Source organism: Streptomyces flaveus (assembly GCF_014647675.1).
In the GTDB taxonomy this organism is placed as follows: domain Bacteria; phylum Actinomycetota; class Actinomycetes; order Streptomycetales; family Streptomycetaceae; genus Streptomyces; species Streptomyces flaveus.
The window spans coordinates 73,958-99,100 of sequence record NZ_BMPQ01000026.1; the positions used below are offsets into that span (position 1 = coordinate 73,958).

Genomic DNA, 25,143 nt, shown 5'->3' on the forward strand with positions numbered 1-25,143 from the left:
TCACGCCAAGTACACCTCACGCAAGAGGCCGTACCTCGCCCGTGAGGTGGACGCGCTCCCCTTCCCCGCGCAGCTCGAAGGCGCCCCCCTTTGCCGCGTACGTCACCACCCCCGGCAGCAGCACCGGCGCCCTGAACTCGGCCTTGACGTACACGGCTTCGGGAACGCCGTGCTCCGCGAGACAGCGCGCCACGCTCCACATGCCGTGCGCGATGGGCCTCCGGAACCCGAAGAGCCGGGCCGTGAGCGGATACAGATGGATCGGATTCCGGTCCCCGGAAGCCGCCCCGTAACGCTGCCCGAGATCCCCACCGAGCCGCCACTCGGCCATGGCGGGAAGGGTTTTGCGGACCTCGCCCGGCGGCGGGGGCGGCCCGGCGTGCGCCTTGGCCGACGAAGTCTGCGGAGTTTGAGAGGTCTGCGAGGTCTGCGAGGTCCGATGCGAAGTCTGCGAGGTCCGATGCCGTGCGAGATACGTACTCCTCGACTCCCATACGAGGCTGCCGCCACCCCGAGCCTCGGTGACGAGGGTCGCCTCGGTCCCGCGCCGATGCGGCGCCAACCCTTCCACGTAGACGTGGAGTTCGTACTCCCCGGTGGCCGGCAGCGCCTCCCGCTGCACGATCTCGACGGTCGTGTGCACGAGCCCGAGCAGCGGCAACGGAAACGCCCGCGCACTCATCAGCCGCATGGCCAGCGGAAACCCCAGCACATGCGGATACGTCACGGGCAACGCGTCGGCGCCCACGCCGTACCCGCAGACGCGCTCGTACGCGGCGAGCTTGGCGAGGTCGATGCGAACGCCGGGGAGTACGAGGCGAGTTGGGGGCGTCACCGCACCGCCGCGCCGGGGCCGCTTGAAGGGGGAGAGGAGGGCGCCGCGGGCGAGGAGGGGGGTGAGGGCGGGGGAGGCGGCGAGGGTCTGGGTGTGCATGCGGGTCACGCTCCCGATCGGCACCATCATGAATCTTACTCCGGAGTAAGATTACTCAGAGGTCAGAAAGAGGTCGAGACGTACCCCGGCGCCTGTGAATGTTGTGGAGGGTGGCGTCGTCGCTGGTGAAGACGGTTCGCTGACGGCACCCGCGTACGTCGTAATGCGTACGTTGAAGGCTCACCCCCCAATGAGCACCAGCAATGAACACCAGCCTGATCAGCCCCGTAGCACCCATGGGGACCCATGGGACTCGTGGGGGACCGCCCCTTGTGATGCGTGATGAGTGAGCCGACCAGGAACACTCTCCCCCACAGGCATGACGACGAGGAGCCGCCCCATGTCCGCCAGGAAGTCCTCCACTCCCGCCCCCGCGCTCGTCGAGCCGGACATCAAGCGGCTGGACGGTGTCGTACGGGAGGCGGCGGTGCCACCGCTCGTCGCGCCGGTCAGACACGGATCTCTCGCGGACATCCCGTTCGACAACGCGAGCGAGGCCCCCGCCGATGTCGTCCTGAGCCGCAAGGGGCCGGACGGCGACTGGGTGGACGTGACGGCGAACGCGTTCGCGGACGAAGTGCTGGCGCTGGCCAAGGGGTTGATCGGCGAGGGACTGATGCCGGGCGACCGGATCGCCATCATGGCGCGTACGACGTACGAGTGGACGCTGCTGGACTTCGCGGCCTGGGCCGCCGGCCTGGTGACCGTGCCGATCTACCCGACCTCGTCCGTCTTCCAGACCCGCTGGATCCTCCAGGACTCCGGGGCCGTCGCGCTCGCCGTCGAGGACGCCGCGCAGGCCGCCGCGCTGGGCCCGGAGCGGGAGCGGATCCCGGATCTGAGGCATGTGTGGGTCTTCGAGAAGGGGCACGTGGAGCGGCTCGCCGAGTCGGGCCGGAACACGCCGGACTCGGAAGTCGCCGTACGCCGTGGGATGTTGGGGCCGGGAACCCTCGCCACGGTCATCTACACCTCGGGTACGACCGGCCGCCCCAAGGGCTGCGCACTGTCCCACGGCAACTTCTTCGCCGAGGTCGACAACGCCATCGAACACCTCTACCCGGCCTTCAGGTCCCGCACCGACGAACCGGCGGCCACCCTCCTCTTCCTCCCCCTCTCCCACGTCTTCGGCCGCATGATCGCGGTCGGCTGTCTGCGCGCCCGCGTCCGGCTGGGGCACGCCCCGGGCATCGGTTCCGAGGAACTGCTCACCGACCTGGCCTCGTTCAAGCCGACGTTCCTCGTGGCCATCCCGTACGTCCTGGAGAAGGTCTTCAACACGGGCCGCGCGACCGCCGAACGCATGGGCCGCGCCTCGTCCTTCGACCGCGCGGTCCGTGTCGCCCGCTCATACGGCATGGCGGTCGAGGCCGAGCAGCACGGCACGGGCCCCGGCCCGGGCCGCTCCCTGCGCGCGGCCCGCTCCCTCTACGACCCCCTCGTCTACCGCCGCATTCGCAACGCCCTGGGTGGTCGCGTCCGCTACGCCATCTGCGGCGGCTCCCCGCTCGGCCGCGACCTCGCGGCGTTCTTCGCCGGTGCGGGCATAGAGATCTTCGAGGGCTACGGCCTCACGGAGTCGACGGCGGCGGCAACGATCACCCCGCCCCTCAAACCCCGCCTGGGCACGGTGGGCTGGCCCATGCCCGGCACCCGGGTCCGTATCGCCGCGGACGGGGAGATCCTGCTGAGCGGCGGCCACGTCTTCCGCGGCTACTGGGACCCGCACGCGGGCGGAGTCGTCCCCGCCGCCCCCGACGGCTGGTTCGCGACGGGCGACATCGGCGCCCTGGACGACGAGGGCTACCTCACGATCACCGGCCGCAAGAAGGAAATCCTGATCACGGCCGGCGGCAAGAGCGTGGCCCCGGCCCCCCTGGAGGACTGGCTCCGCTCCCACCCCCTGATCGCCCAGTGCATGGTCCTCGGCGACGGCCGCCCGTACATCAGCGCCCTGATCACCCTCGACCAGGACGGCATCACCCACTGGCGCCAGATGAACAAAAAACCCACGGTGCCCGCCGAACTCCTGGTCGAAGACGAGGAGTTGAACACCATCCTCCAACGAGCGATCCACGAGGCCAACAAACTGGTCTCCCGCCCGGAGTCGATACGCCGCTTCACCGTCCTGCCGGGCCGCTTCAGCGAGGAGGCGGGGCACCTGACGCCGACGATGAAGCTCCGGCGGGACGCGATCGCAAGGGACTTCGCGGCGGAGATCGAGGGGTTGTACGAGCGGTAGGGCGGCGAGGCGCCGCTGCGCGTCGGCGGGGGCGCGGGGCCTTCGGGCCCTACAAGGGGTGCGGGGAGCCGCAGGCTTTTTCAGGGGCGCGGGGAACTGCGCGACCAGCCACAACGCACCCGCACTCGCCAACGAACCCAACACCCCACCCCGGTAGGCGCCCGCCGGAGGCAAAAGGCAGGAGCCCCGCCACCAGAGATGGTGAAGGGGCTCCTTGGGTACTGCACTCGTTCCGGAGATCAGAGCATCAGAGCGTTCGCTCTTGAAGCCGAAGGATCAGACGGGGGTGACGTTCTCCGCCTGCGGGCCCTTCGGACCCTGGGTTACGTCGAAGGTAACCGCCTGGTTCTCTTCGAGGGAGCGGAAGCCGCTCGCGTTGATCGCGGAGTAGTGGACGAAGACGTCGGGGCCTCCGCCTTCTTGGGCGATGAAGCCAAAGCCCTTTTCGGCGTTGAACCACTTCACGGTTCCGGTAGCCATAAGCCCTCCTTGGGCCCAAAGGGTTGCCCTGCTCCAGAACCAGCGATTGTGTAAACAACTGCATTCGTCTGAATACGACGAGAGCCCGCGGTTACATGCGCTCCGCAGGCTCTGTACTGCAAGGGAAACCAAACTGCAACTTGCGGCTGAGCCTAGCATGCAGGCAGCCGGAAGCAATAGGGATCAAGATCACGTCACCCGGATGTTTGAGTAGTTCACCCGATGGGTTGACGTAAGGAAGGCGGCGAGGTGTCACGGGGGTTGACACAAGAGGCCGAGCTGGTTTCCGGAATCGCTCTGCATCACTCCGGGACCCGAAGCCTGCACCGTACCCCAAAGGAGCTAGCCTCACGATGTGGACAATTCTCGCACCCGGCCGCGCGTCGGCCACATCCAGTTCCTGAACTGCCTGCCCCTGTACTGGGGGCTCGCCCGTACGGGGACGCTTCTCGACTTCGAGCTCACCAAGGACACCCCGGAGAAGCTCAGCGAGCAGCTGGTGCAGGGCGATCTCGACATCGGGCCCATCACGCTCGTCGAGTTCCTCAAGCACGCCGACGAACTGGTCGCCTTCCCCGACATCGCGGTCGGCTGCGACGGCCCGGTGATGTCCTGCGTGATCGTCTCCCAGGTCCCGCTGGAGGACCTGGACGGCGCCCGCGTCGCCCTCGGCTCGACCTCGCGCACGTCCGTACGGCTCGCGGAGCTGCTGCTGGCCGAGCGGTTCGGCGTACAGCCCTCGTACTACACCTGCCCGCCCGACCTCGCCCTGATGATGCGTGAGGCCGAGGCCGCCGTACTCATCGGGGACGCGGCGCTGCGCGCCAACCTGCTCGACGGGCCGCAGTACGGGCTCGCCGTGCACGACCTGGGCGCGCTGTGGAAGGAGTGGACGGGGCTGCCGTTCGTCTTCGCGGTCTGGGCGGCGCGCCGCGAGTACCTGGAGCGCGAGCCGGTCGTCACGCGCAAGGTCCACGAGGCCTTCCTCGCCTCCAGGGACCTGTCGCTGGAGGAGGTCGGCAAGGTCGCCGAGCAGGCGGCGCGCTGGGAGGCCTTCGACGAGCGCGTTCTGGAGAACTACTTCACGACGCTCGACTTCCGTTTCGGCGGCCCGCAGTTGGAGGCCATCACGGAGTTCGCCCGCCGGGTCGGCCCGACGACCGGCTTCCCGGCGGATGTGAAGGTGTCTCTGCTGGAGCCGCAGTCCGCAATCCGTAATCCGTAAGCAGCGCCTACCCTGCTGGTTGTCCCTACTCTTGACCCTTGCTGGTTGGGAGTGGAGCGCGTACGGGGGAGGTACACGCCATGCAACCGCTCGATGTCGACGAACCCACCACGGTGGGGCCCTACCGGCTGCTCGGCCGGCTCGGCTCGGGCGGGATGGGCCGGGTCTATCTGGGCCGCAGCGCGGGCGGCCGTACCGTCGCGGTCAAGATCGTGCATCCGCACTTCGCGCTCGACGAGGAGTTCCGCGCCCGTTTCCGCCGCGAGGTCGACGCGGCACGGCGAGTGGGCGGCGCGTACACGGCACCGGTCCTCGACGCCGACCCGGACGCCTCGATCCCCTGGGTGGCGACCGCGTACGCCGCAGGACCCTCGCTCGCCGCGGCGGTCGCGGACGCCGGTCCGCTGCCGGAACATTCCGTACGGGTCCTGGGTGCGGGCCTCGCGGAGGCGCTGTCGGCGGTGCACGGACTGGAGCTCGTACATCGCGACGTCAAGCCCTCGAACGTACTCCTGACGCTGGACGGCCCGCTGCTCATCGACTTCGGCATCGCGCGGGCGACGGACGGGACGGCGTCCCTGACGTCCACGGGTGTGTCCGTGGGCTCGCCCGGCTATATGTCGCCCGAGCAGATCCTCGGCAAGGGGGTCACGGGGGCGGCGGACGTCTTCTCGTTGGGGGCGGTACTGGCGTACGCGGCAATCGGGGCGCCCCCCTTTCCCGGTGACTCCTCGGCCTCCCTGCTCTACAAGGTCGTACACGAGGAACCCGAACTCGGCTCCCTGGAAGGGGAGTTGCGCGACGTAGTCGCGGCCTGTCTGGCTAAGGACCCGGGCGAGCGTCCGTCTCCGGCCTCGCTCGCCGCCCGGCTCGCGCCGGAGGGGGCGGCGCGGTCGGTGGTGGCGGGGTGGCTGCCGGGGCCGTTGGTGGAGCAGGTGAGCCGAAGTGCGGTGCAGGTGCTGAACCTTGAGGCTTCGGGGGTGGAGGAACCTTCTGGGGTGGTGGGGTTCAGTAGTCCTTCGGTCGGTAGTCCTTCGGTCGGTAATCCTTCGGTGGGGGCGGAGGCCAACGGGTCGGCTCCCGTTGCTCCGGCTGGTCCCGCTGGGGTGTTCGGGCCGCCGGATCCTTCGTACGGGGTGGCTGCGCGAGGTGAGCAGGCAGCTCAGGTGGCGAATGCACCGACGTACGTTCCGGAGCGGCGCGAGACCGACGGCCCGGGACCGGGATCCGGATCCGGATCGGGCCCTGGTCCCGGAAAGCTGACCGTCTCCGTGGCCGCGACGTCCGCGCCGGGTGCGGGCGGCCGTGGGCGCAAGCTGAGTTGCACGGTGGCGCTGGCGGTCGCGGGGGCGCTGGCGGCGGTGACGTTCGGCTCGGTGTTCGTCTTCGACCTGCTGCCGGGAAGCGGAGCCTCGGATGGTGGGAGCGCGGGCAGCGACACGGCGCCGTTGCCGAACGCACCGGCCCCGAGTGCGAGCGCGTCCGCGCCCTCCGAAGCTCCGGCCACCGGAGCGGCCGTCCCCAAGCGCTACCTCGGCACCTGGGAGGGCGACGGAGTAGCCCTCAACGGCACCCTCCCCATGGGCAAGTTCCGCGTCACGGTCCGCCAGGCCGGCGTGGGCGAACAGTTCGGCACGTTCCGCCAGACCGACCTGATCGGCGGCCACTGCGACACCGTACTCATCCTCAAGAAGGCCACTCCTCAGCAGATCACCGCCACCAGCGTCGCCAAGAAGTCCAAGGACGCCGTGTGCGTGATGGGCCGCCACGAGGTCCGACTGACCCCGGTCGACGACGACTTGAGGTACGAGACGGACAACGAGGAGGCCGGGGATCCGGTGGCTCGGATGAACAGGGTCAAGTAGCAGCCTTCCGGCGGCGATGCAGGAAGCGCCCGCCGAGCACGGCCACGGCATGCCCGGGCAACGAAGCGGCGATCCACTTCAGCGAACCCCCTTGCCCCCCCGGCCACTTCACCCGCGTCAGCCCGCCTTGCCGTCCCCGGCCACTCCCACCCGTCACTCCCATTACTACTGTGTCTGCAAACAAGTGAACGAAATTACCGCGCGGACGAGGAAACGGGGAAGGCCCGACCATGGAGACACTGCAGCCGGACGATCCGCGGGAGTTGGGCAGCTATCGGCTGCTGCGGAGGCTCGGCGTGGGAGGCATGGGTCGCGTCTACCTTGCCCGTTCGCCGGGCGGCCGCACGGTCGCGGTGAAGGTCGTACGGCCGGAGTTGGCGGCCGACGTCGACTTCCGCCGTCGCTTTCAGCATGAGGTGGAGATAGCCCGCGCGGTCTCCGGCCGCTATACGGCACCGGTCGTGGACGCGGCGCCGGACGCGTCGCTGCCGTGGCTGGCGACCTCGTACGTCCTCGGCCCCGACCTCACCGATGTGGTGGAGGCGCACGGCGCTCTCCCCGAGCACACGGTCCGCGCCCTGGGCGCGGGCCTGGCCGCCGCGCTCCAGGAGATCCATGCGGCAGGCCTGATCCACCGTGACCTCAAGCCCTCCAACGTCCTGCTGGCGGCGGACGGCCCCCGCGTCATCGACTTCGGCATCGCGCGGGCGGTGGACGGAAACCGTATGACGCAGACGGGAGTTGTGGTCGGCTCGCCCGGCTACATGCCGCCCGAGCAGGCGTTGGGGCAGGACGTCGGGACCGCCGGGGACGTGTTCTCGCTCGGCGCCGTGCTTGCCTTCGCGGCAACGGGCCGCAATGTCTTCGGAGAGGGCGCCGCCTCGCACGCCGCGATGCTCTACCAGATCGTCCATGGTGAGCCGGACCTCACCGGCATACCGCAGTCACTCCTCGGGCTGATACGCGCCTGTCTACTGAAGGACCCGGCGCAGCGCCCGGCTCCCGCAGAAATTGTCGGGGCTTTGGCGCCCGGCGGCGTCGAGGGGCTGCTGACGAACTGGCTGCCGTCGGCGGTCGCTTCCACGATCGCGACGCATGCGGCGGGGATCCTGGACCTGGAGGCGCCGGAAGCACCGGAGGAGCAGCCGGCTCCCGGATTCGGGCGCCCGCCGACAATGCAGGACGGGGCGTCGGTCGCTGCAGGGACTCCCGGTACGGACACGCCGGTGCCGGGATACGGCACCCCGGCCACGGGCATGCCGGTCCCGGGCTATGGCTTCCCTCCGGCAGGTGTGCCCGCACCGGGTTACGGCACACCACCAGCCGGGACCTCGCCGTACGCAGCCGGTACACCCCTGCCAGGTACGGTCCAACTCGGCACAGGTCCCGCGAACTCCTCCACCCCTGCTCCCTCCCGGCGCCGCTTCCTGGGTCTGGCAGCCGGTGGTGCGGCGGGAGTCGCGGTCGTCGGTGGAAGCGCTGCCTGGTGGCTTTCCCGCGACGACGGTTCGCCCGGTACGTCCGCGGGGGGCGGCAAGGGCGGTTCGGACCGCCCCGCGGGCGAGAACTTCACGACACCGCCTGCCGGTACGGCACCGCAGCCGCTGTGGCACAAGTCGGTGGCGGAGGAGAGCATCAGCACCACCCTTCCGCTGGTGACCCACGACGGCCTGCTGCTGATCAGCGGGGACCCTTTGGTGGCGTACGACGTGAAAACGGGCAAGAAGCGCTGGTCCCGCCCTGGCGTCGTCCGGCCAAATGCCCAACTGCTGTTTTCCGGCGGCAAACTGTTCCTGGCCGACGGCGACTACGACGGCGCACTCGTGGCACTGGACGTGAGGACAGGCAAGGAGGCCTGGCGCAGTCGCCTCGGCAAGAATCTGAAACTCGACGCCACGATCGCCATCGACGAGAAGAACGTGTACGTCACGGTGACGGACTTCAGCGACGCGAAGAGCGCCACCGACTACCGCATGGGTGTTGCCGCCATCAGCCACACCACGCGTAAGACGGTGTGGGTCCAGATGCGCGACTGGGGTACCAACAACTGGGATGTCGAGGGCACTGTCTCCGGAAAGTACTTCGTCTACGCCGACTCCAAGTACAACCTCACCGTCCGCGACACCGCCACGGGCGGCCAGCTATGGACCAAGAAGCTCGGCGACGACTGGAGTTGGACACCCACCGTCGCCTCGGGCCTCGTCTTCCTCCCGGGCGACAACCTGACGGCGCTCGACGCGGAAACCGGCAAGACCCGCTGGACGCTGTCTCCCAACGGCCGTCGTGGCTTCAACGATCCCACGGTCATCGACGGCGTGCTGTACATCAGCGACTACGACGACGGCGTATGGGCAGTCAACGTCAAGACGGGCAAGAAGATCTGGCTGTGCGAGGACCCCGGTGCAAGGAGAGCCCCCACCACGTTCCTGCGCGCCGGCGCGACCCTCTACGGAGCCTCGTACAAGGACGAGGGCGGCATCTTCGCGCTCGTGGCGAAGACCGGCAAGTCCCGCTGGGTCTACAACGACAACAAGGACCCGGTGGAACCATTTCAGGTCGCTATATCCGGCAACCGGCTGCTGGTGACGCACGGCTACGAGATCTACTCGCTGCCGGCGGTGTGAGTTCTTGGAGGACCGTTCCCTGGTCGGAAGGGAGAGGGCCGTGGTGAGTCCCGTGTCGCAGCCCGGCAACGGTGCAGGGGACGGCTTTCGCAGTTGCAGACGGTGCGATAGCGTCCATTGAGACAGTTGAGACAGCTTGTGTTAGCGACACGGGGAGGAACAGATGGCCGACGATCTCGACCGCGGTGCAAACCTTGACAAGCTCAAGAAGCTCTATGAGGCCTTTCAGAAGAAGGAGGGTGAGGTTCGCGACCTGATCCACCTGCTGGACGGTCAGGCCAACAACAGCCACGGCTTCTGGAAGGGCCCGGGCGCTGACCGTTTCCGGGACGACTGGCGTGACTTCAAGCCGCAGTTGAACCGCCTTGCCGACTCGCTCAGCGACGCGTACAAGTCCGCAAAGAGTGGCCATGACGCGATCGAGCAGGCTACGTCTCGGCCTCACTGACCCTGCCTGCTGCGACCGTTGGGCCAGCACCCGGACGTACGGCAAACCCACGTGATCACGCTGACCCGTTGAACCGTCGGTATCGGTAGGGCACAAGCCGCGGCTCGTTCGCCGGGGCGGCTGGTTATCAGCCGCCCCGGCTTTCGCATGTCGGTGTTACTCGTCGAGAACTGCCTGAACCGGCATCATCTGGCCGCTTCGTACGAGCAGGCCCCGCCCAACTGGTCCGCCACCGCTGCCAGTAGGTACACGGACATTGAACAACTCGCCGTCCGACGAGCTCTGCGGGGACAGGATCATGCCCTGGCGCGAGCGTCGAAGCTCCACCACGAATCCCCGGTATTGGGATCCCAGAGTGTCCGTGGCACCGGCAGCGATGAGTCCGACGCCGCCGTCCCTGCCGCTTTGGGCCACCTCTTCCAACGCCCGGTCCAGATCGCTGTCGTACAGCATGTCGGCGTCGTCGGCCACGACTGCGAACCTGCCGTTGGTGCGGTCCACCAGCTGCCGCACATCCTGCTCAGAGCTTTCCGCGTTCAGAACTCCCAGCACGCCCTCGTGGTTCTCCAACGACTTAAGAGGCGAGCGGCGCGGCGTGACCAGGATGAGCGGGACCTGGTTGCGCAGAAGGCTCTTCGCGGCCACGAGAAGTGCCGTCGATCGGCCGGACTTGGGTGGTCCTGCGATCACGAAGCCAGGGCCGGACTCCTCCAAGTCGATGCTGATGGGCTCGAGTTCGTCGCCTCCCACACAGAAGAGAGCGGACAGGGGAGAAGACGGATCCACGGCTGTGTCGAGTGCATACGCCTGCTCTGCCGTGATGCGCATGGGCAGCTCGTCCACGCGAAGTGGCCGGTGGCTTTTCGGCGGAATCGGATGAGTCTCTCGCGCCCGCTGGGCGATGGAACGCAAGGCGGCCACCTGAGCTTGGCCCGAAGGGTCTCTTACCAGCAACGCGATCTGACTCTCCTGGACCCCCTGATCGGTCAGTCGTAGCGCCCTGCCCGACGGCATCTCGCTCGGAATCTCACGTGACGCAAGCCCGGCGAGGGAGTACTCGTTGGCATCGGTGAGTCGCAGAACCAATTTGTCCGCGAAGGAGGAGGAGACCTGGCCGCTGAAGCCGCTCCGGTCGGCGGTCATGACGACCTTGACCCCCACAGCCGCTCCCTCGCGGAAGATCTTGGTGATCATCTCGATGAGGCGGCCGTAGTCGATTCCCTCCAGGGCTGCAACGTAGCCCTCCCAGCCGTCCAGCAGGAGAACCATCCAGGGGAGCCGGTCCTCGGGCGCCACCGTAGCGCGCTGTTCCGTGGCGCTCGACAGTCCTTCCATCGCAAGCAGCTGTTGGCGACGGGAGATCTCCGCGGAAATCCGGTCGAGCAGGCGACGTACCCGGTCAGGCTGGTCGCGCGTCACGATGGCACCGCAGTGCGGGAGATTGGCCAGCGGCAGCAGGGCGTTTGCGCCGCAGTCGATGCCGTAGAGGTGGACGTCCCGGGGCGATGTAGTGGCCGCAAGAGATCCGGCCAGGGTACGAAGACTGGTGGAACGGCCCGAGCGAGGACCACCGGCAATCATGATGTGCTCACCGTGGACCAGGTCCAGTACAAGCGGTGTGCGGCTCTGCTGAGCGGGTAGGTCGGTGAGCCCCATCCGGATGGGTGCGACCTCGTTGGGCGCGACTTGCGGAGTGCTGGACTCAGGAAGCTCGTCGAGCGACAGCAGGTCCTGCAGAGGTGGCAGCCAGGGACTCCGCTGGACACCGAACTGCATCAGTTCTGCGCCCTCTCGAATGGCGCCGACCAGAACACTCAGATCGGTAACGAGCGTTCCGTCGTCCTCGCTCTCGATGACACGCGGTGCCGGGCGCCCGAGAGAGGGCCATGCCAGGGGTGCCATGATCGCCTTCGGGCGATCTGTGCCGATGCTCGGCCTGCGCCCACCGATCCGCGCTGACTGCACGGCAACAAGTGACTGGGCGCCCGAGCGGACGTAGGCACGTCCAGGGGTGGACTTTGCGATGAGTCCGGCATCCGGAGCGTCGATCACGTCTGACGACTCGCCACCGTCGGTGACTCGCAGGGCGATACGAAGGTTCGTGTTGGCGCGGATGTCCGCGCTCACCACACCTGCGGGGCGCTGTGTGGCGAGGATGAGATGTACGCCGAGCGACCTGCCCCGCCGTGCGATGTCGACCAACCCCTCGATGAAGTCCGGGAGTTCGGCAACCAGTGAGGCGAACTCGTCGATGATGAGGACGAGGCGGGGCATCGGCTCCAGCTCAGGGCGGAGCTTTCTGGTGTCGTTGTAGTCCTCGATGTCCTTCGTGCCTGTGGCGAAGAGGATCTCCTCGCGTCGCTTGAGCTCGGCGGCGAGAGAGGCGAGGGCTCGCTCGGTGAGGTGTGCGTCCAGGTCGCTGACCATGCCGACTGTGTGCGGGAGTTGCGCACAGTCCTGGAATGCGCTGCCGCCCTTGTAGTCGATCAGGACGAAGTTGAGTGCGTCGGGACGGTTGGCGACTGCCAGTGAGGCGATGATCGTCTGCAGCAGTTCGGACTTACCGGCACCAGTGGTTCCCGCCACAAGCGCGTGCGGGCCGTCGCGCCGGATGTCGAGCATGAACGCCCCATCGCTGGCGATGCCGATGGGCACCTCCGTGGTGGAGCCTCCCTGCTTCCAAATGCCCGCGATATCGGTGCCGGTGGGGTCGGGCATGCCGAGAAGGGACAGCAGGCGGGCGGAAGCCGGCAGAGCTGAGTCGGGGTCGTCCTGGCTCACGTCGCGTACGGGGGCGAGCGAGCGAGCCACCAACTCGCACCAGGTGGTGGACACTTGGTCAGCCAGAACCTCGCCGACGACCTCAAGTCCGCCGCCGCTGATCACCACCCGGCTCGGCTCGTTGTGCACTCCGCTGATTGCGGCCTTGCACTCCTCGGGGAGCAGTCGTTCGTCCTCGTCGATACACACGGCGTAGATGCCGTGGTGGGGACCTTCCTGGAGCAGTTGAGGCACGCCGGGCATGCGCCGCAGCAGGCGCGCCCCATCCAGAACGAGCAGAACGAAGGGATCGGGACGTAGTTGTTTGGAAGACCCGAAGCTATTGGCGCCTGCTTTGCGGCGTTCCAGTTCGGCCAGCAGTTCGTGGATGCGGCGTCCGACGACTTCGGGCTCGGACCCCACCAACGAAACGCAGCTCTGCCCGAGTTGGGGCGCGGTATGAGGAAGCCAGTGTGCCCAGTTCCATGCGGCATCGGCATCCGGGGCGGACGAGAGAACGACCAATGACAGGTCACGCGGGCTGTGCAGCACGGCGGCCTGTGCGACCAGCCAATTGGAGACGGTCAGGCGGAGATTTCGGTCCCCCGCCACACCGACTACACCGAGCTCGGGCAGTGGGAGCACAGCGGGAACATCCGGGACCGTCGGCGGCTGCGGCGGTTCGTCGAAGCTGGCGCCTCTGTCAGCTCGCAGCTCGATGTCCACGGGAAGCTCGGCGACGCCCACCCGTAGCTGAAGTACGTCCGGGTCGGTGAGCCTGCGCTCCCAGAGCCGACTACGAGGCCCTGTGGCGTGTAGGAGCAGTTCGGCAGGGTCGGGGTGGGCCTCTCGCCGGGCACGCTGATCGGCCTTTCCGAACTCTGTCAGTTTGATGTCGTAGTCGACGAGCGCCTGCTTGTATTCCTTGACTGCCTGGCGGTACTTCTTACGTCCGTGTCGTGCCTCGCTGGCCCAGTAACCGAGCATCATGAGTGGGCTCATGGCGCAGAAGAGCAAGGTGTAGACCTGCCTGGTCATGAAGTACATGCCCAGGCCGAATACCGCCGGGATGAGCGAAGCGATGAGTTGGAGGCGAGGTGGCTCGCCCTTCACCGGCTCGGCTGGAACGGTGAGTTTCGGTCGCCGGCGAATCGGAGAGAGGCGCGGAGGCCGGTTGTAGGCATAGCCGCCGTCCTCGGTGGCAGCGAGGTGTGCGTCCGGCTCCTGCGTCTCGTTCAGGCTGATCAATGTGTTGCCAATGCGGACGACGCCCTCAAGGGGCCAGGTGGTTTCCGCTTCCACTGGATCGTCGTCCAAGGTCATGGACACCCCGTTGTCGGGGCGAATGGCGACGGTGCCGTCGATGTTGATGGCGAGACGAAAAGCCTGGTCGGGCAATGACGGGTCTGGAACAGACAACACACAGGAGCTGCCGGATCCGACGGTCGCGACACCGGCCTGCACTCGTCTGACCAGTCCAGCACCGGGTCCGCTGCAGACTCGCAGCTCAAAACGGCCCACGGGCTCACCGGACCGCATGAAGGGTCCGATCGCGTCGTCGACGGTGACGCGGACTCCGTCACGCATGAAGGCTGAGGCGGGACTTGCTGGGTCGTAGAGCTGGCCGTCCACCCACAGATTCGGAGTAGACGCTGAAGGCGAAGGTGCCGGGTGTGCGCCCCTGCGGTTCAGGAGGGGCATGACGACGGCGAGCGCACTGCGCTGGTCAGCGTTCCCAGGCCATGCAGTACCTGCGAGACACGTCGCCACATCACCCGCGGTCGCGTCTTCCTCCAGAATGACCAAGACGTCCTGGGGCGTCGTTCCTTCGGTGAGCACTGTCACCAGGACTTGCATGCTCGTCTTCCTCCCGGCCCACCGTGGACCATCAGGGCTTCGGGTTCTTGAGGTCCTTGACGGACTTGTCGCACGTCCGAGCTTCCTCCTGAAGCGCCTCAGCGACGTTGTCGCACTTGGTGCGCCATGTCTTCAGCTCTCCACGCACGTGGTCAGCGTGAGGTCCGGACCAGTTCTTCATGGTCGTGGTGGAGAAGGTGCGAGGGGCGTCAGCAAGGCTGGCGATGTGATCCGCAAGGCTACGCAACTGTGAAGCTCGCTTGGACAGCTCCTCGATCTCAGGATTGGCCACCCTGATTACCTCCCCGTTGTAGTGGCGTGATGTGCTGGTTCACGAGTGGGATTGAGGGATGCGCGTCACCTCAACGCGCAGTGGAGCCTGAGGCACGAGAGTACTCAGGGGCTGTTCACGGTGTCTAAGGCCCGCTCGTGCCGTGATCCCGGCAGGAGGTCATTCGTGGCGAAATCTGCCGGAAATCCGAATTCTGAACTGGGGGTGCATGGTTGGAGACTCGAGAGCAGAGCCGTACAATCCGCGGCCGCGAGAGTAGACCGGAAGGTTTGCCTTGCCCGTGTGACGGAGCCGAAGCTTCGGTCCCGCGATTTGTCGGGCAGGGCAGCGGATCGGTAGCAGGCAAGGCGTGCTCGCCCTGCATCTGTTCACGCGAGGTGATCCGCGACGCTTCGAAGCCCGTGGGCTTCCCTGAAGGGCGTGTTACGGAGTTGCGAATTCACCGCTTCCAGGGAAAACATTCGTGATCATCTCCCACACCTGCTTTGCCTCGACACGGACGAGCCGGAGCGGGCTCTCTGGGGAAATCTGGCCATGCAAGATGGGTTCAGCGGGCAACTCTCGATGCCAATATCCGAGAGGGCCGCAGTCCCAGATGGCGAAGCCTCGAGACTTCAGGCCTGCCCTTCCCTCGTCCTCCCCTTGCCAAGTGGCAATCATTCGCCAACTGGAGCGCAGTTCGGCGAGCAAAGCGGAGAGCGTTGAGAGTTCGGGTTCCAGCAGGCCTTGCGCAGAGAGTTCTTCGCGGATCTTCTGAGTTGCGGAATCAGCTTCAAAATTGGGTGAACTATTCAAGGTGGCTAGCCCTGCGTCCAAGACGGACATTTTCGAATCTATGGCATTGATTTCCCCTTGGGGGAGGTCGGAAGGCTGGAGGTTCACCATACGAGCGAGAGCCCACACCAGCATAATGGGTTCAAGCTGGACGTACTCAACCTCTTCTTCGCCGGGCCAGGATTCATGAGAGAAGGCGAAACCATCTCCGATGACGAGGCCGTGATGCAATCGTCCAAATTCACCTAGGGATTCGACTGTAATCGTGACCGTTGGATCGGTCAAAGCGCTAATTAGAGGTGCCAGCAAAATAGAGATGTTTCCGTCGCTGTCTATCAATCCGCTCTCGATGAGCCCTTGTTGAGGGGTCATAAGGTCAGTGGCTACTTGCTCTCCGTCGGTCATGTAACCGAGAACCGCCAGATGTTTTCCCGAAAGTCGAAACCTTCCACGGGAACTGTCGTATGAGGGCATGCGTGCTCCTTCCAGAGAGAATTAATCTTAACTCTGCGATAGGCGAATTTCGCCGTTTGGGTCAATTTGGTCAGTCGAATGGATTCAGAAAGTTCCCGACTTCTTTTGCTCCATCAGAAATCGCTTCTCCGGTCTTCTCTGCCGCGTTGCCGACCCATTCCTTTGCTGTTGAAGCTCCGGCTGCGATCTTGTCTGCGTTGTCCCATATCAAGGTTCCTGCATAAACGAGTCCAGTTCCTGCGGCAATCCCCCAGGTTACAGGGCTTGGCGCAATCAATGCTAGCGTGAGAGAGCCGTTGAATGCTGTGCCAGCGACGTCCGAAGCATATCCGGCCGGGTCCTTCTTAATTGCGGCGACTGGATCTGTTGTAGCAAGGTTTGCTACTCCCCAAGCAGTGGCGGCTGCAGAACCGACAACCCCTGCGCCTCGCATCCACCCAGCCGCCCTTGCAGCAGAACCAATTCCTCCATTCTTTGCGACCGTGAGCAGGTTCGCCTGTGAAGCGGAGGGCATGAAAAACGTGCCGTTCTTCATGTGACCACCAAGCATGGCAGCTTCATCTGAACCCGTTAGGGCGGTTACCAGTCCGGGGGGCGCGCTACTGAAATAGCTGCCTACGCGGGGAACGCTGCTCAGTCTGTACCAATTATTGTTGACTAGCTTGGAGGCGAAAGTTCCAGGAGAGTGTAGAGCTTTTTCAGAGATTGGAATATTGGGAATCTTTGAATTCTTCAAGTATTTTGCTATCTTGATTGTTCCCATGACGCCAACGCCTGCAGAAGTGAAGAAGGCGGCGAGGTTGGCTGTTCCCTCAATGTACCCGGATACGGCCTTACCGAACTCTGGATTCCCGGCTATTTTACCCACCGCATCCCCTTGGATGCGCACGATCCAGTCGTCGAGGCTTTCACCATCCTTACGATCTAGCCAGCCCGTATCGCCTCCGTCAGTTACTGCAGCATTGGCGACGAGGAGTGTTTCTGGAGGGATCTTCTTCCCTTTAAGCTCCTCGGATGAGAAACCTGCCCACATCAGACCGCCAAATGGGTCTCCAGAGGCTGCTCTGATGAGGCTGGCTCGACGCCTCATGTCAGGTGCTGTCGTGGCAACCCATGTGCGCATCGGCTTGATGGGTCCGAGTTTCCCAGATACGCCGAGTGTGGAAGCCCGGGTGAAGGCTTCTGCAATCTTGTCTTCGAGACCTCCTCGACCGTCCAGGAGCTTGGCGAGGTGTTCTAGATCCTGTGGGTTTATGACACGATTTTTCTCATCGCCCATTGGTCAACTCCTTCATTCCTCAAAATGCCCTAAAGGCTCGATCCTGGCGAACTTTCTTAGCGCCTAAGATCAGGGCATATATCACTTGCCCTGCGTAGGCTGATTTCTTACTGCGGTAAGAAGTGCAGTTAGAAAAGCTGCGCGATCTCGGGTGGCGATACAAAGTTTCTCGCCTTTGCGGGTGGCGATAACAACGGAATCCATGCCCATTGGAACTCCCCAAGCGCCGCCTACGAGCCGTTCTTGTCTCTGAGATCCTGCTCGAAGCCCTGGAAGAGGAGCGTCAATGTTTTGAAGAGATGATTGGAGGCGCTGCGTGGGACTGGGAATTTCTGCTTGGTGGGCGGCTTGAACGGACGCCGAGTCTAGGTCAGTCAGTGGGATTTTTTCCCTGCCGACTCGCAGGACTCCATTTTCAATTCGGATTCGATGGAATATATACTTCGAAACCGGAATGCCCAGGCAGGGGGCAAGGAGCAGGAGGAAAAGGCCGGATACTGCCAACCATGGTCCTGTATCTTCGGGTATTGATTTGAATCCCAGGTACGAGACGACCGCGAGGTACGTAGTGATGCATGCGATCGACCAGACCTTGGGCAGCTTTTCGACGTACATATCTTTCATCTCAGGATTCTGGAGGACGGTTGGGAGTGTTCTTGGCGCTGATTGGTAGTTAAGCGATCAGCTAACTCGGGACGGCATCGCGGAATCCTCGCCGACGAGCTGCGGCAGGGCGGCAACGCAGCAAGCGGGCCATTATCAGCCATCCTCCGCGAAATGCCCCATGCCGATGCAGAGCCTGAACTGCGTAGGTCGAACACGATGGCTTGTATGGGCATCGGGCCGGTTGGGTCGGACTGATCGACGCACGATAGAAACGGACTGCCACGTACATCTTCGTGGCCAGCCATCCTGTTGGTCGCGGCGCTGCCGGGTCATCCCCTACTCCAGCCGACATGCGTGCGGCGGGCCGTGTGAGGATCGTGCAGAGCACGATCAGCCATGCGGCAGGGCAGAACCGACTGCAACAGGTGCACGTGTCGAGCAGACCCTCCCACCAACTGTCTTGGGTGGCGGCTCTTTTCTGCCTGTCAGGCTTTTTTGTCTTTCGAGTGTTCGACATGACGCTTCCTCTGTTTCACGGTTAGTAGTCGGCCGACCCGAGGTTCGCCTTCAGGTTGCATGTCATGATCAACAGGACTGGGTCACGATCAGCGCGATGCTGGCTGGGTTCGCATCTCGGCTCGCTGACCCCTCCGCGGGTGGATGGTGTTCAGTGAAGGATGACGCCAGCAACGGGATGGGTCCACCCGGTGTCCTCACGTCAGCGCACGAGTATTTGCGTGGACGTGAGGGCTCAACGGCGTCCTGAGCTGGGAAACTCAGCGGTTGACGGACTGGATCTCCTGGACGATGACGGCCTGGTCGTTGCCGAACTCGCCGTTGGGAAGGTCTCCGCCCGCGCCGCCGGTGCCGGCCCAGGTGACTTCCCACGTGACCGTCGCCTGGAGGTTGAAACTGCCGTCGCCGGAGGAGCGGAGGTACTTGAGGCCGCAGGGAGGTGTTTGGTCGGCCTTGCCCTTGGCGTACGGCTCACCGATCGATCCGTCGTCGTTGATCGCGCATTCGCCGGAGGCGGGGTACGTCTCGGCGTCCTCGGTGCCCGGTTCCAGCCTGAGGGAGACCGGCTTGGCGGTGGTGGTCGCCTGGATGTTGAGGCCGGCGACGTTGAGGGCAGCGGTCACCGCTACCTCCTTGAACTGGGCTTTGTCGAGCCAGGCCCAGGTGGGGAGGTTGACCTTGGTGGTGTCCTCGGGGGCGAGGGTGACCTTGGTGTCCGGGAGCTGAATCGCGTTGTAGGCGGCTTCGGCGAGCACTTCTGGCGTGACTGCTTGGTCGACGCCGGGATCGTCGTTGTTCTCGACCCAGAACGGCTGCTTGTCGCATTCCCAGCTGGCGGGGTCGTCTTCGCGGTCAGGGTTTCGGACAGCGACCCACCATTTTCCGTTGTCAGCCTCGTCCTCGTTGTAATCCTTGTACTCGCCGTCTTTGTAGACCTCTCGGAACTGGCCGACTGCGGCCTTGGCGTAGCTAGCCTGGCCGGGGGTGTCGATCGTCTCCTGATACATCGTCTCGACGTACTTCTCGAACTCCGCGACCGAACGAGGCTCGTACCAGCATGCGGGTGGGGTCCAGTCGCCTACCGGTTGAATGGCGCTCGTGCTGCCGCTGGAGCGTACGGAGCCGGAATACGTGACTTTCGAGACCAAGGTGCCCGCGTCGGCACTCGCTGTCTGCTTGGTATTGCCCTGTGTACCCGAGCTTGGTGGCCAGTCCGCGAAGGCGGTTCCCGGTGCCAGGGCGAGTGCTCCCGAGAGAACGCCAACCACGACGAATCGACTGCGGGCAACTACGGCGTGCACGACTTGTGTCCCCTCTGCGAAGTGAGCTTCGTTGTCTGCCAGACGCCCTGCTTGTCCTTCTCGAGTCGTGCTGTGTAAAGGACGTAGGAATTGCTGGTCACAGCCGTCTTGTGAACCTTGTTCGACTTGCGGTCCTTCGCGTAGGCCTTGGATTGGTCCTCGCAGTACACGACTCCTGCGGATGAGGAGTCGAAGACGTCAACCTTGGGGTTGTAGTAGCGGTTTGTGCCCGTGATCGAGTAGCCCTCCTTCACGATTGACTCGACCCAGTCCCTGGCGTCAGCCAGGGCGGTGCCGCTGTAGTAGAAGCTGAGGGCGGGCAGCTTGGCGTTTCCTTCAGTGATGGCGTAGTTCGTCGCGTCGACCCTCCGTGCGACATCCGCGAGGACGGCGTCCTGAGTCGTGTCGCCGGTCTTCCAGCTTTCGAAGTTGTCGCTGAGGTCGTCCGGCAAGGTGACCCGGGGGCGGCTGGCCGCGTCCGTTGCGTCGGGCGAAGCCGATGTCTCCGTGTCGCCGGTATCGGCACCCGCGATCTTGTCGTTGTCCTTCGAGCTGTCGTCTCCGCTCCCGCAGGCCGTGAGCAGTAGGGCTGCGGTTGCGGCGAGCGCGGCAGCAACGGGCAAAGGGCGGCGCTTCACTGTGGACTCCCCGTGAGACATAGGTTCAGTCAAGAGCAATGACGGTATCCGTGGGGCGGACGGTTTCGCCACAGTGAACTTCCTTGCATGGCTGGGCAGATGGGAAGAAACCGGGGCAAGTCAAGGGCGCTTGTGGCCCGATTGTGTCTGGACACGCGAGGGCCCCGAGCGCGGGATGTGCGTTCGGGGCCGGGTGCGGGGCTCTATTTGCCGGGATTCAGGCGTTGCTTGCGCGACGAGGGTTCCGTCGTGGCGTGAAGCGGTCGTTCAGTCCTGGAACTCCTCGATGGGGGACCCCGGCGAGTGCCCAGGGTTCGTTCTCCATCAGGGCACCGTAAGTTGTCGTTGGGTCCAAAGAGGAACGTTCCCGAGTCAGCTCAGGCTTGGTTGACGAGATCCCGGCGATCACTGCGATCGTGCGGAATCCTCGTCGTTGCGGGGGCTGTTCGCACCTGTTCGGGATAGTGGACGGCGCCAACTGTGGAGCGTGGCCGACTCGGTTCGATGCTCCCGCGGCAGCCGCTGTCTACCCTGGCGGCTTATTCTGAGTCGCTAGCGCGAAGGCAAAGCCGGCTATTGAGGGACAGGGGCAGGAATGTCGTTTCGGGCGGCAAATCCGGAGGACCTGGAGCATTTGGCGAAACTCCTGGACGGGCGCGGTGGCGTGGAGGACCGCCTTGACGAGGCCTTCACCCGAGCTGCCCAGTTGGAGGTGAGTGGGCATCTGGCGGCCCTGAAGCCGATGAGGTCCTGGACTCGCAGCGAGGCTCAGGATCTGCGTAAGCGCGCCACCCTCCTGCGCCTCGAGAACGGCGACCCGATGGCCGGGCTGCTGTGGGCGGGGTTCACGACGAAGGACCTGGAGAAGTACAAGGGCGAGGGGATCAGGCCGGAGACGCTGCTGCTGGCCAATTCGGTGGCAGCGAGCGACGATCCGAACGCGAAGGACCTGACGCGACAGCCGGGGGAGAAGCTCGGCGACTGGGTCGCACGGCTCGAGGCGCATGCGCTCTCGAAGATCCCTGGTCTGGAGCCGCACGAAGAGTCCCTCACCGAGATGATCAAATTCGGCGCCGACGCGTTCAACGTCGCGGCCGCAGCCCAGGTTGTCACGGCGAGCGGCTTCGCGGGAACCAAGGTGCTCTTGGGCAACGCAGTGAAGACCGGCAAGCTCGGGCCGATGAAGGACGCCCTCGCGGCACGGTGGACCGCGGCCGGCAGTAACCCCATCCTGCGTTGGGCGGGCACGAAGCTGGGAAACTACAACCCGCCGATACGCTCGTTGACCGCCCCCGGTGCCTGGCTTCCCGGGCAGCTCGGCAACATGGCCTCCCGGAGCCAGACGTATCAAAGGGTTGCCAATGTGCCCTTGAGTTCCGGTTTCCTGGGTGACCGTTGGGGTGGCGGGTTGGACGCGCTGCGCCGACGCGGCTTCATGAATGCCAAACTGCTGGGCTTCACTCCCAATCAGGCCATCAACTTCTTTGCCGGATCGGACGATCTGGCCCGCAGGTACGGCGGGCTGACACACTCCGGGCAGCCAGTCATCCGCGCGGGAAACGCCAGCCTGCTGAAGGTCGGGAAGGCCGGTGGGTTCAAAGCGGCGGCGAAGACCGCGGGGCTGTGGCGCGGGGCCGGCATCGTCGGGTCGGCGGGCGCGACGGCCTTCTCCATAGCCAACATCGCCACCATGGACCACGCGAAGGAGTGGGAGAAGAGCAAGGCCGGCTACCTGGCCAACTATGCGGAGGCCGGGTTCAACGCCTCCCTGACCATGGCGATGGTCGCACCCAATCCGGTCACGATCGGTCTCGCGGTAGGGACCGGCATCGTCTACGGAGGACTGAAGGTCGTCGAGCACTGGGACGACATCACGGAAGGCGCCGACAAGGCAGCCGACTGGGTGGGCGACAAGGCAAGCGACATCGGGAATGACATCGCCGACGGTGCCAAGGAGTTGGGCAGCGCACTCAACCCGTTCGATTAGCAATCGCAAGAGATGAGAGCACTTGTCACCATGGGAACGAGTAGTGAGTCCTTGACGTTCGAGCTGTTGCCGTACAGAACCAAACCAAAGAAGGGGGAGACGCCCAAGGCTGGGCTTGAGGGGAATGTGGGGCACTTCGGCCCCGTCATCGTGGAGCGCTGCCCGCTCTACCGGCCACTCGAAAAGGGAATGGACACTGCTCGGCTGAGCGGCCCCGCCTTCCCGGAGACGACCTTCCGCGGGAAGCGCAGGTCGGGACAGCCTTCGCTGTTCAAGGCCGAACTCACCCTTGACGGACGGGCCGCGGAGCTGCGCTTCAACGCCCGGGCCTTGAAAAAGGGGGACCGGGCGCTGCGCATCGCGTACGACGGCCGGGAGTACGTCTACTCCTCGGAGGGCCTGGGCAAGGCGAATGTTCTGGAGAGAGAGGGAGTCCGCGTCTCGATCGAACTCGGCCGGCAAATTCCGCCGGCCGACATCGCCAGCGCGGGTACAGCCACCGGCCCGGTGGATGCCGTCGACCTCGCCATTGCCATCGTGCTGCAGGAGGTAGACACCGACGTCCTCACTCTGAGCGGCGCCGCACTGTCGTCACCCTTCGCCCTGATGCAGCACTTCTCGGATCGGGCGGAGTAGCGGGCATCCCCCAAGCCCCGTTCAGCGCGGGCCCAGCTCCTTCTTCTCCGGCAGCAGGTCGGTCAGCTTCCGCCAGATCTCCCCGGCTCCCGAGCGAACCAGGTGCAGGGGGCTTTCCGCGGTGACCTGGCCGGGGAGGATTGGCTCCTCCGGCTGCTCACGGATCCAGTAACCCCGGGGACCGCAGTCCCAGACCGCCAGGCTGCGAAGCATCGGCGCATGCTCGCCGTCGTGCTGTCCGTCCCAGGCGACGGTGACACGCCAGTACGCGTTCAGGGCCAGGACCAGCTCCGTCAGGGTGGCCGCCATCTCCCCTGAGGTGCCGGCGTCTGCCAGCTCCTTGTGAATCGCGGCCCGGTCCTCCTCGGGTTCTCCGGATGGGGCGGACAGCACGGTGAAGGCGGCATCCAGCGCCTTCATGGTCGATTCGACGCGGGGCGTCGCCGGCTGCTCGTCGGCATCGCGACGCCGCAGATGGACCATGCGGGCAAGTTCGAAGACGAGCGTGCTCGGTTCGACCGGGATGTACTCCGACTCCTCCTCGCCCGGCCATCCTTCGTGCGCGATCACCGTGTTCTGGCCGACGATGATGCCGTGGTGTACAGGGCCTGGCTCGCCGGTGATCTCGACGCTGATGATGAGGACGGGGGCGTCCAGCGCCTCCACCAACTCACGCAACAGCGGTGAGAGTTGCCCCTCCTGACCAACTAGACCCAGTTCCTGCAACTCTCCGAGGGACGGGAAGAGGTCCGGGCTCGGAGTCTCCCCCGTGGCGAGACGGGCGAGCACCCGGACGTGGCGGTCGGCCAGACGCAGACGGGACCTTGAGCTGTCGTACGCGGGCATGAGCACATCCTCCGCAGATTGGGTGGCATGAGGCTAACCCGAGGGTCGTGGCAGCCTGGGACGGGTGCGGCCAGGTGCGCCAGCACTGCTGGACGCGATCCGGCTCAGCCCGGCGGACGACGCGACCGCGGTGACTGCCAGCCAACTCCGCGAGGTCGTCAGTTGGCTCGTGAGAGCGGGGCAGTGGCGCCCGGGAGACTCCGCATTCTCATCGTCATGGACACCGGCTACGACGTCACCCGCCCTCGCCTACGTCCTGGCAGACCTGCCCGTCGAGCTGGTCGGCCGCCTGTGTTCGGACCGGGTCATGCTCCGTGACGCCGGACCGCGCCGCTCCACTCCGCGCGGCGGGCAGCCCCGCACGGGGCAAGTCAAGGGTGCTTGTGGCCCGATTGTGTCTGGACGCGCGAGGGCCCCGAGCGCGGGATGTGCGTTCGGGGCCGGGTGCGGGGCTCTATTTGCCGGGATTCAGGCGTTGCTTGCGCGACGAGGGTTCCGTAGTGGCGTGAGGTGGCCGTTCAGATCTGGAACTCCTCGATGGGGGACTCGGGTTGGGCTCGGAGTTCGTTCTTCAGCAGGTCCCCCTGAGTCGTGCTGTGTTCTCCCGTACGGCAGCGAGGGCATTCGCACGGTGGGAATGCCGACGTGCGCGGCACTGGGTCCACTCGGCCACCGGCCAGGACTTCGACTGTGCCTCGGTCCTCGGTCATGGTGCCCTGGGCGTTGAGCTTGTAGACGCGGAGGGTGAGGCGGGAGCGTCGGGGAGGGGTTTCGGGGAGTTCCAGTGGGTCGGTCAGGGGTGGGTAGTGGTCGGCGCAGTCGGTGCACGCGTAGACATTGAAGCCGGGGCCTGTTGCCGCGTGCACTTCGTGGACCAGGACCGGGGTGTTTGTGGTGCGGTGGCAGCGGGCGCACATCCGTACGGCGGGGCGGGTCATCGGGTGGCCGCCGGTACGCGGATGCCGTGGATGTGAGTGGGGCCGGTGTCGATGCCCAGGGTTGCCAAGTACAGAGCGCGGCGGCGTTCGCGCTGGCGGCGGTGCTCGGCGGGGTCCAGGACGTAGGGGCGTACGAGACGGGACGTACCGCCGTCGAAGAGTCCGGTGAAGCGGGGTGGCGGGATCGGGATGAACCGCAGGGGCGGTGCATCCCCGAGGCGGTGCCGGCCTCGAGGGCGTGGGGTGCAGATGCTCAGCATCCAGGCCAGGACTCGGAGAGTAAGGTCCAGCATGTCGGCGCTCCTTCGAAGCGTTCGGCCGCGCCCCGGGACGGCTTGCCTCCGTCGCCGGGGTCTGTCATCAGAACCGTATGGGCTCTTGCAGGGGGTTGTCTACCCATAACTAGGGAGAAAGGTCTCTA

19 protein-coding genes and 1 pseudogene are annotated in these 25,143 nt (G+C 65.4%); 8 read left to right on the top strand and 12 right to left on the bottom strand.

Going from position 1 to position 25,143, the window contains the following annotated elements; translation table 11 throughout:
• Positions 1-16: 16 nt before the first annotated feature.
• Positions 17-934, bottom strand: a complete 918-nt coding sequence (locus IEZ21_RS35490) for a MaoC/PaaZ C-terminal domain-containing protein (RefSeq protein WP_189325919.1) — start codon at positions 932-934, stop codon at positions 17-19.
• 340 nt (positions 935-1,274) lie between these two features.
• Between IEZ21_RS35490 and IEZ21_RS35495 the strand changes: the two genes are divergently transcribed.
• On the top strand, positions 1,275-3,176 hold the full coding sequence (locus IEZ21_RS35495) for an AMP-dependent synthetase/ligase (RefSeq protein ID WP_373302348.1): 1,902 nt from the start codon (positions 1,275-1,277) through the stop codon (positions 3,174-3,176).
• 276 nt (positions 3,177-3,452) lie between these two features.
• Here the strand turns inward: IEZ21_RS35495 and IEZ21_RS35500 are convergent, their stop codons facing one another.
• Positions 3,453-3,656 carry a cold-shock protein gene (locus tag IEZ21_RS35500; RefSeq protein ID WP_033319512.1) on the bottom strand — a complete coding sequence of 68 codons (204 nt, stop codon included), beginning with the start codon at positions 3,654-3,656 and terminating at the stop codon, positions 3,453-3,455.
• A 355-nt stretch (positions 3,657-4,011) separates the two neighbouring features.
• Between IEZ21_RS35500 and IEZ21_RS35505 the strand changes: the two genes are divergently transcribed.
• The 4 genes from IEZ21_RS35505 (at position 4,012) to IEZ21_RS35520 (ending at position 9,818) form a co-directional block, all read left to right on the top strand.
• Positions 4,012-4,881 (top strand): menaquinone biosynthetic enzyme MqnA/MqnD family protein, encoded by an 870-nt coding sequence (locus tag IEZ21_RS35505; protein WP_189325921.1) that lies wholly within the window; start codon positions 4,012-4,014, stop codon positions 4,879-4,881.
• Between the two features lie 80 nt (positions 4,882-4,961).
• Positions 4,962-6,746 carry a serine/threonine-protein kinase gene (locus tag IEZ21_RS35510; protein WP_189325922.1) on the top strand — a complete coding sequence of 595 codons (1,785 nt, stop codon included), beginning with the start codon at positions 4,962-4,964 and terminating at the stop codon, positions 6,744-6,746.
• A gap of 230 nt (positions 6,747-6,976) precedes the next feature.
• Positions 6,977-9,370: a serine/threonine-protein kinase gene (locus IEZ21_RS35515; protein WP_189325923.1), complete on the top strand. Its 2,394-nt coding sequence runs from the start codon at positions 6,977-6,979 to the stop codon at positions 9,368-9,370.
• Positions 9,371-9,533: 163 nt separating this feature from the next.
• Positions 9,534-9,818 (top strand): WXG100 family type VII secretion target, encoded by a 285-nt coding sequence (locus IEZ21_RS35520; RefSeq protein WP_189325924.1) that lies wholly within the window; start codon positions 9,534-9,536, stop codon positions 9,816-9,818.
• Between the two features lie 156 nt (positions 9,819-9,974).
• On the opposite strand, the gene IEZ21_RS35525 is transcribed toward IEZ21_RS35520, so the two are convergent.
• The 7 genes from IEZ21_RS35525 to IEZ21_RS35555 form a co-directional block, all read right to left on the bottom strand.
• On the bottom strand, positions 9,975-14,435 hold the full coding sequence (locus IEZ21_RS35525; RefSeq protein ID WP_189325925.1) for a type VII secretion EssC family protein: 4,461 nt from the start codon (positions 14,433-14,435) through the stop codon (positions 9,975-9,977).
• Between the two features lie 31 nt (positions 14,436-14,466).
• Complete coding sequence (locus IEZ21_RS35530; RefSeq protein WP_189325926.1) at positions 14,467-14,727, bottom strand: WXG100 family type VII secretion target; 261 nt, start codon at positions 14,725-14,727, stop codon at positions 14,467-14,469.
• 423 nt (positions 14,728-15,150) lie between these two features.
• A complete protein-coding gene (locus IEZ21_RS35535) occupies positions 15,151-15,975 on the bottom strand; it encodes a hypothetical protein (RefSeq protein ID WP_189325927.1) in 825 nt (274 codons plus the stop codon).
• A gap of 70 nt (positions 15,976-16,045) precedes the next feature.
• Complete coding sequence (locus IEZ21_RS35540) at positions 16,046-17,254, bottom strand: hypothetical protein (RefSeq protein WP_189325928.1); 1,209 nt, start codon at positions 17,252-17,254, stop codon at positions 16,046-16,048.
• Positions 17,255-17,939: 685 nt separating this feature from the next.
• Positions 17,940-18,377, bottom strand: a complete 438-nt coding sequence (gene yidD, locus IEZ21_RS48960) for a membrane protein insertion efficiency factor YidD (RefSeq protein ID WP_373302349.1) — start codon at positions 18,375-18,377, stop codon at positions 17,940-17,942.
• 259 nt (positions 18,378-18,636) lie between these two features.
• Positions 18,637-19,383 carry a hypothetical protein gene (locus tag IEZ21_RS35550; RefSeq protein WP_308429672.1) on the bottom strand — a complete coding sequence of 249 codons (747 nt, stop codon included), beginning with the start codon at positions 19,381-19,383 and terminating at the stop codon, positions 18,637-18,639.
• 281 nt (positions 19,384-19,664) lie between these two features.
• Positions 19,665-20,315 (bottom strand): hypothetical protein, encoded by a 651-nt coding sequence (locus tag IEZ21_RS35555; RefSeq protein WP_189325930.1) that lies wholly within the window; start codon positions 20,313-20,315, stop codon positions 19,665-19,667.
• Between the two features lie 595 nt (positions 20,316-20,910).
• Here IEZ21_RS35555 and IEZ21_RS35560 point away from each other — a divergent pair.
• Together IEZ21_RS35560 and IEZ21_RS35565 are read left to right on the top strand one after the other, a co-directional pair.
• The gene (locus tag IEZ21_RS35560) at positions 20,911-22,302 is read left to right on the top strand and encodes a PE-PGRS family protein (RefSeq protein WP_189325931.1); all 1,392 of its coding nucleotides are present in this window, start codon (positions 20,911-20,913) and stop codon (positions 22,300-22,302) included.
• 51 nt (positions 22,303-22,353) lie between these two features.
• Positions 22,354-22,938, top strand: coding sequence for a hypothetical protein (locus IEZ21_RS35565; RefSeq protein WP_246568474.1), 585 nt, complete (start codon positions 22,354-22,356; stop codon positions 22,936-22,938).
• A 21-nt stretch (positions 22,939-22,959) separates the two neighbouring features.
• Here the strand turns inward: IEZ21_RS35565 and IEZ21_RS35570 are convergent, their stop codons facing one another.
• Entirely contained in the window at positions 22,960-23,784 is an 825-nt protein-coding gene (locus tag IEZ21_RS35570; RefSeq protein WP_189325933.1) for a hypothetical protein, read from the bottom strand.
• A 64-nt stretch (positions 23,785-23,848) separates the two neighbouring features.
• Here IEZ21_RS35570 and IEZ21_RS48515 point away from each other — a divergent pair.
• Positions 23,849-24,142: pseudogene (locus IEZ21_RS48515) on the top strand (transposase); the annotation flags it as partial.
• 160 nt (positions 24,143-24,302) lie between these two features.
• Here IEZ21_RS48515 and IEZ21_RS35575 read toward each other — a convergent pair.
• A complete protein-coding gene (locus IEZ21_RS35575; protein ID WP_189325976.1) occupies positions 24,303-24,722 on the bottom strand; it encodes a hypothetical protein in 420 nt (139 codons plus the stop codon).
• A complete protein-coding gene (locus IEZ21_RS48040) occupies positions 24,719-25,015 on the bottom strand; it encodes a hypothetical protein (protein ID WP_246568476.1) in 297 nt (98 codons plus the stop codon). The genes IEZ21_RS35575 and IEZ21_RS48040 overlap by 4 nt, the downstream gene beginning before the upstream one ends.
• Between the last annotated feature and the right edge of the window lie 128 nt (positions 25,016-25,143).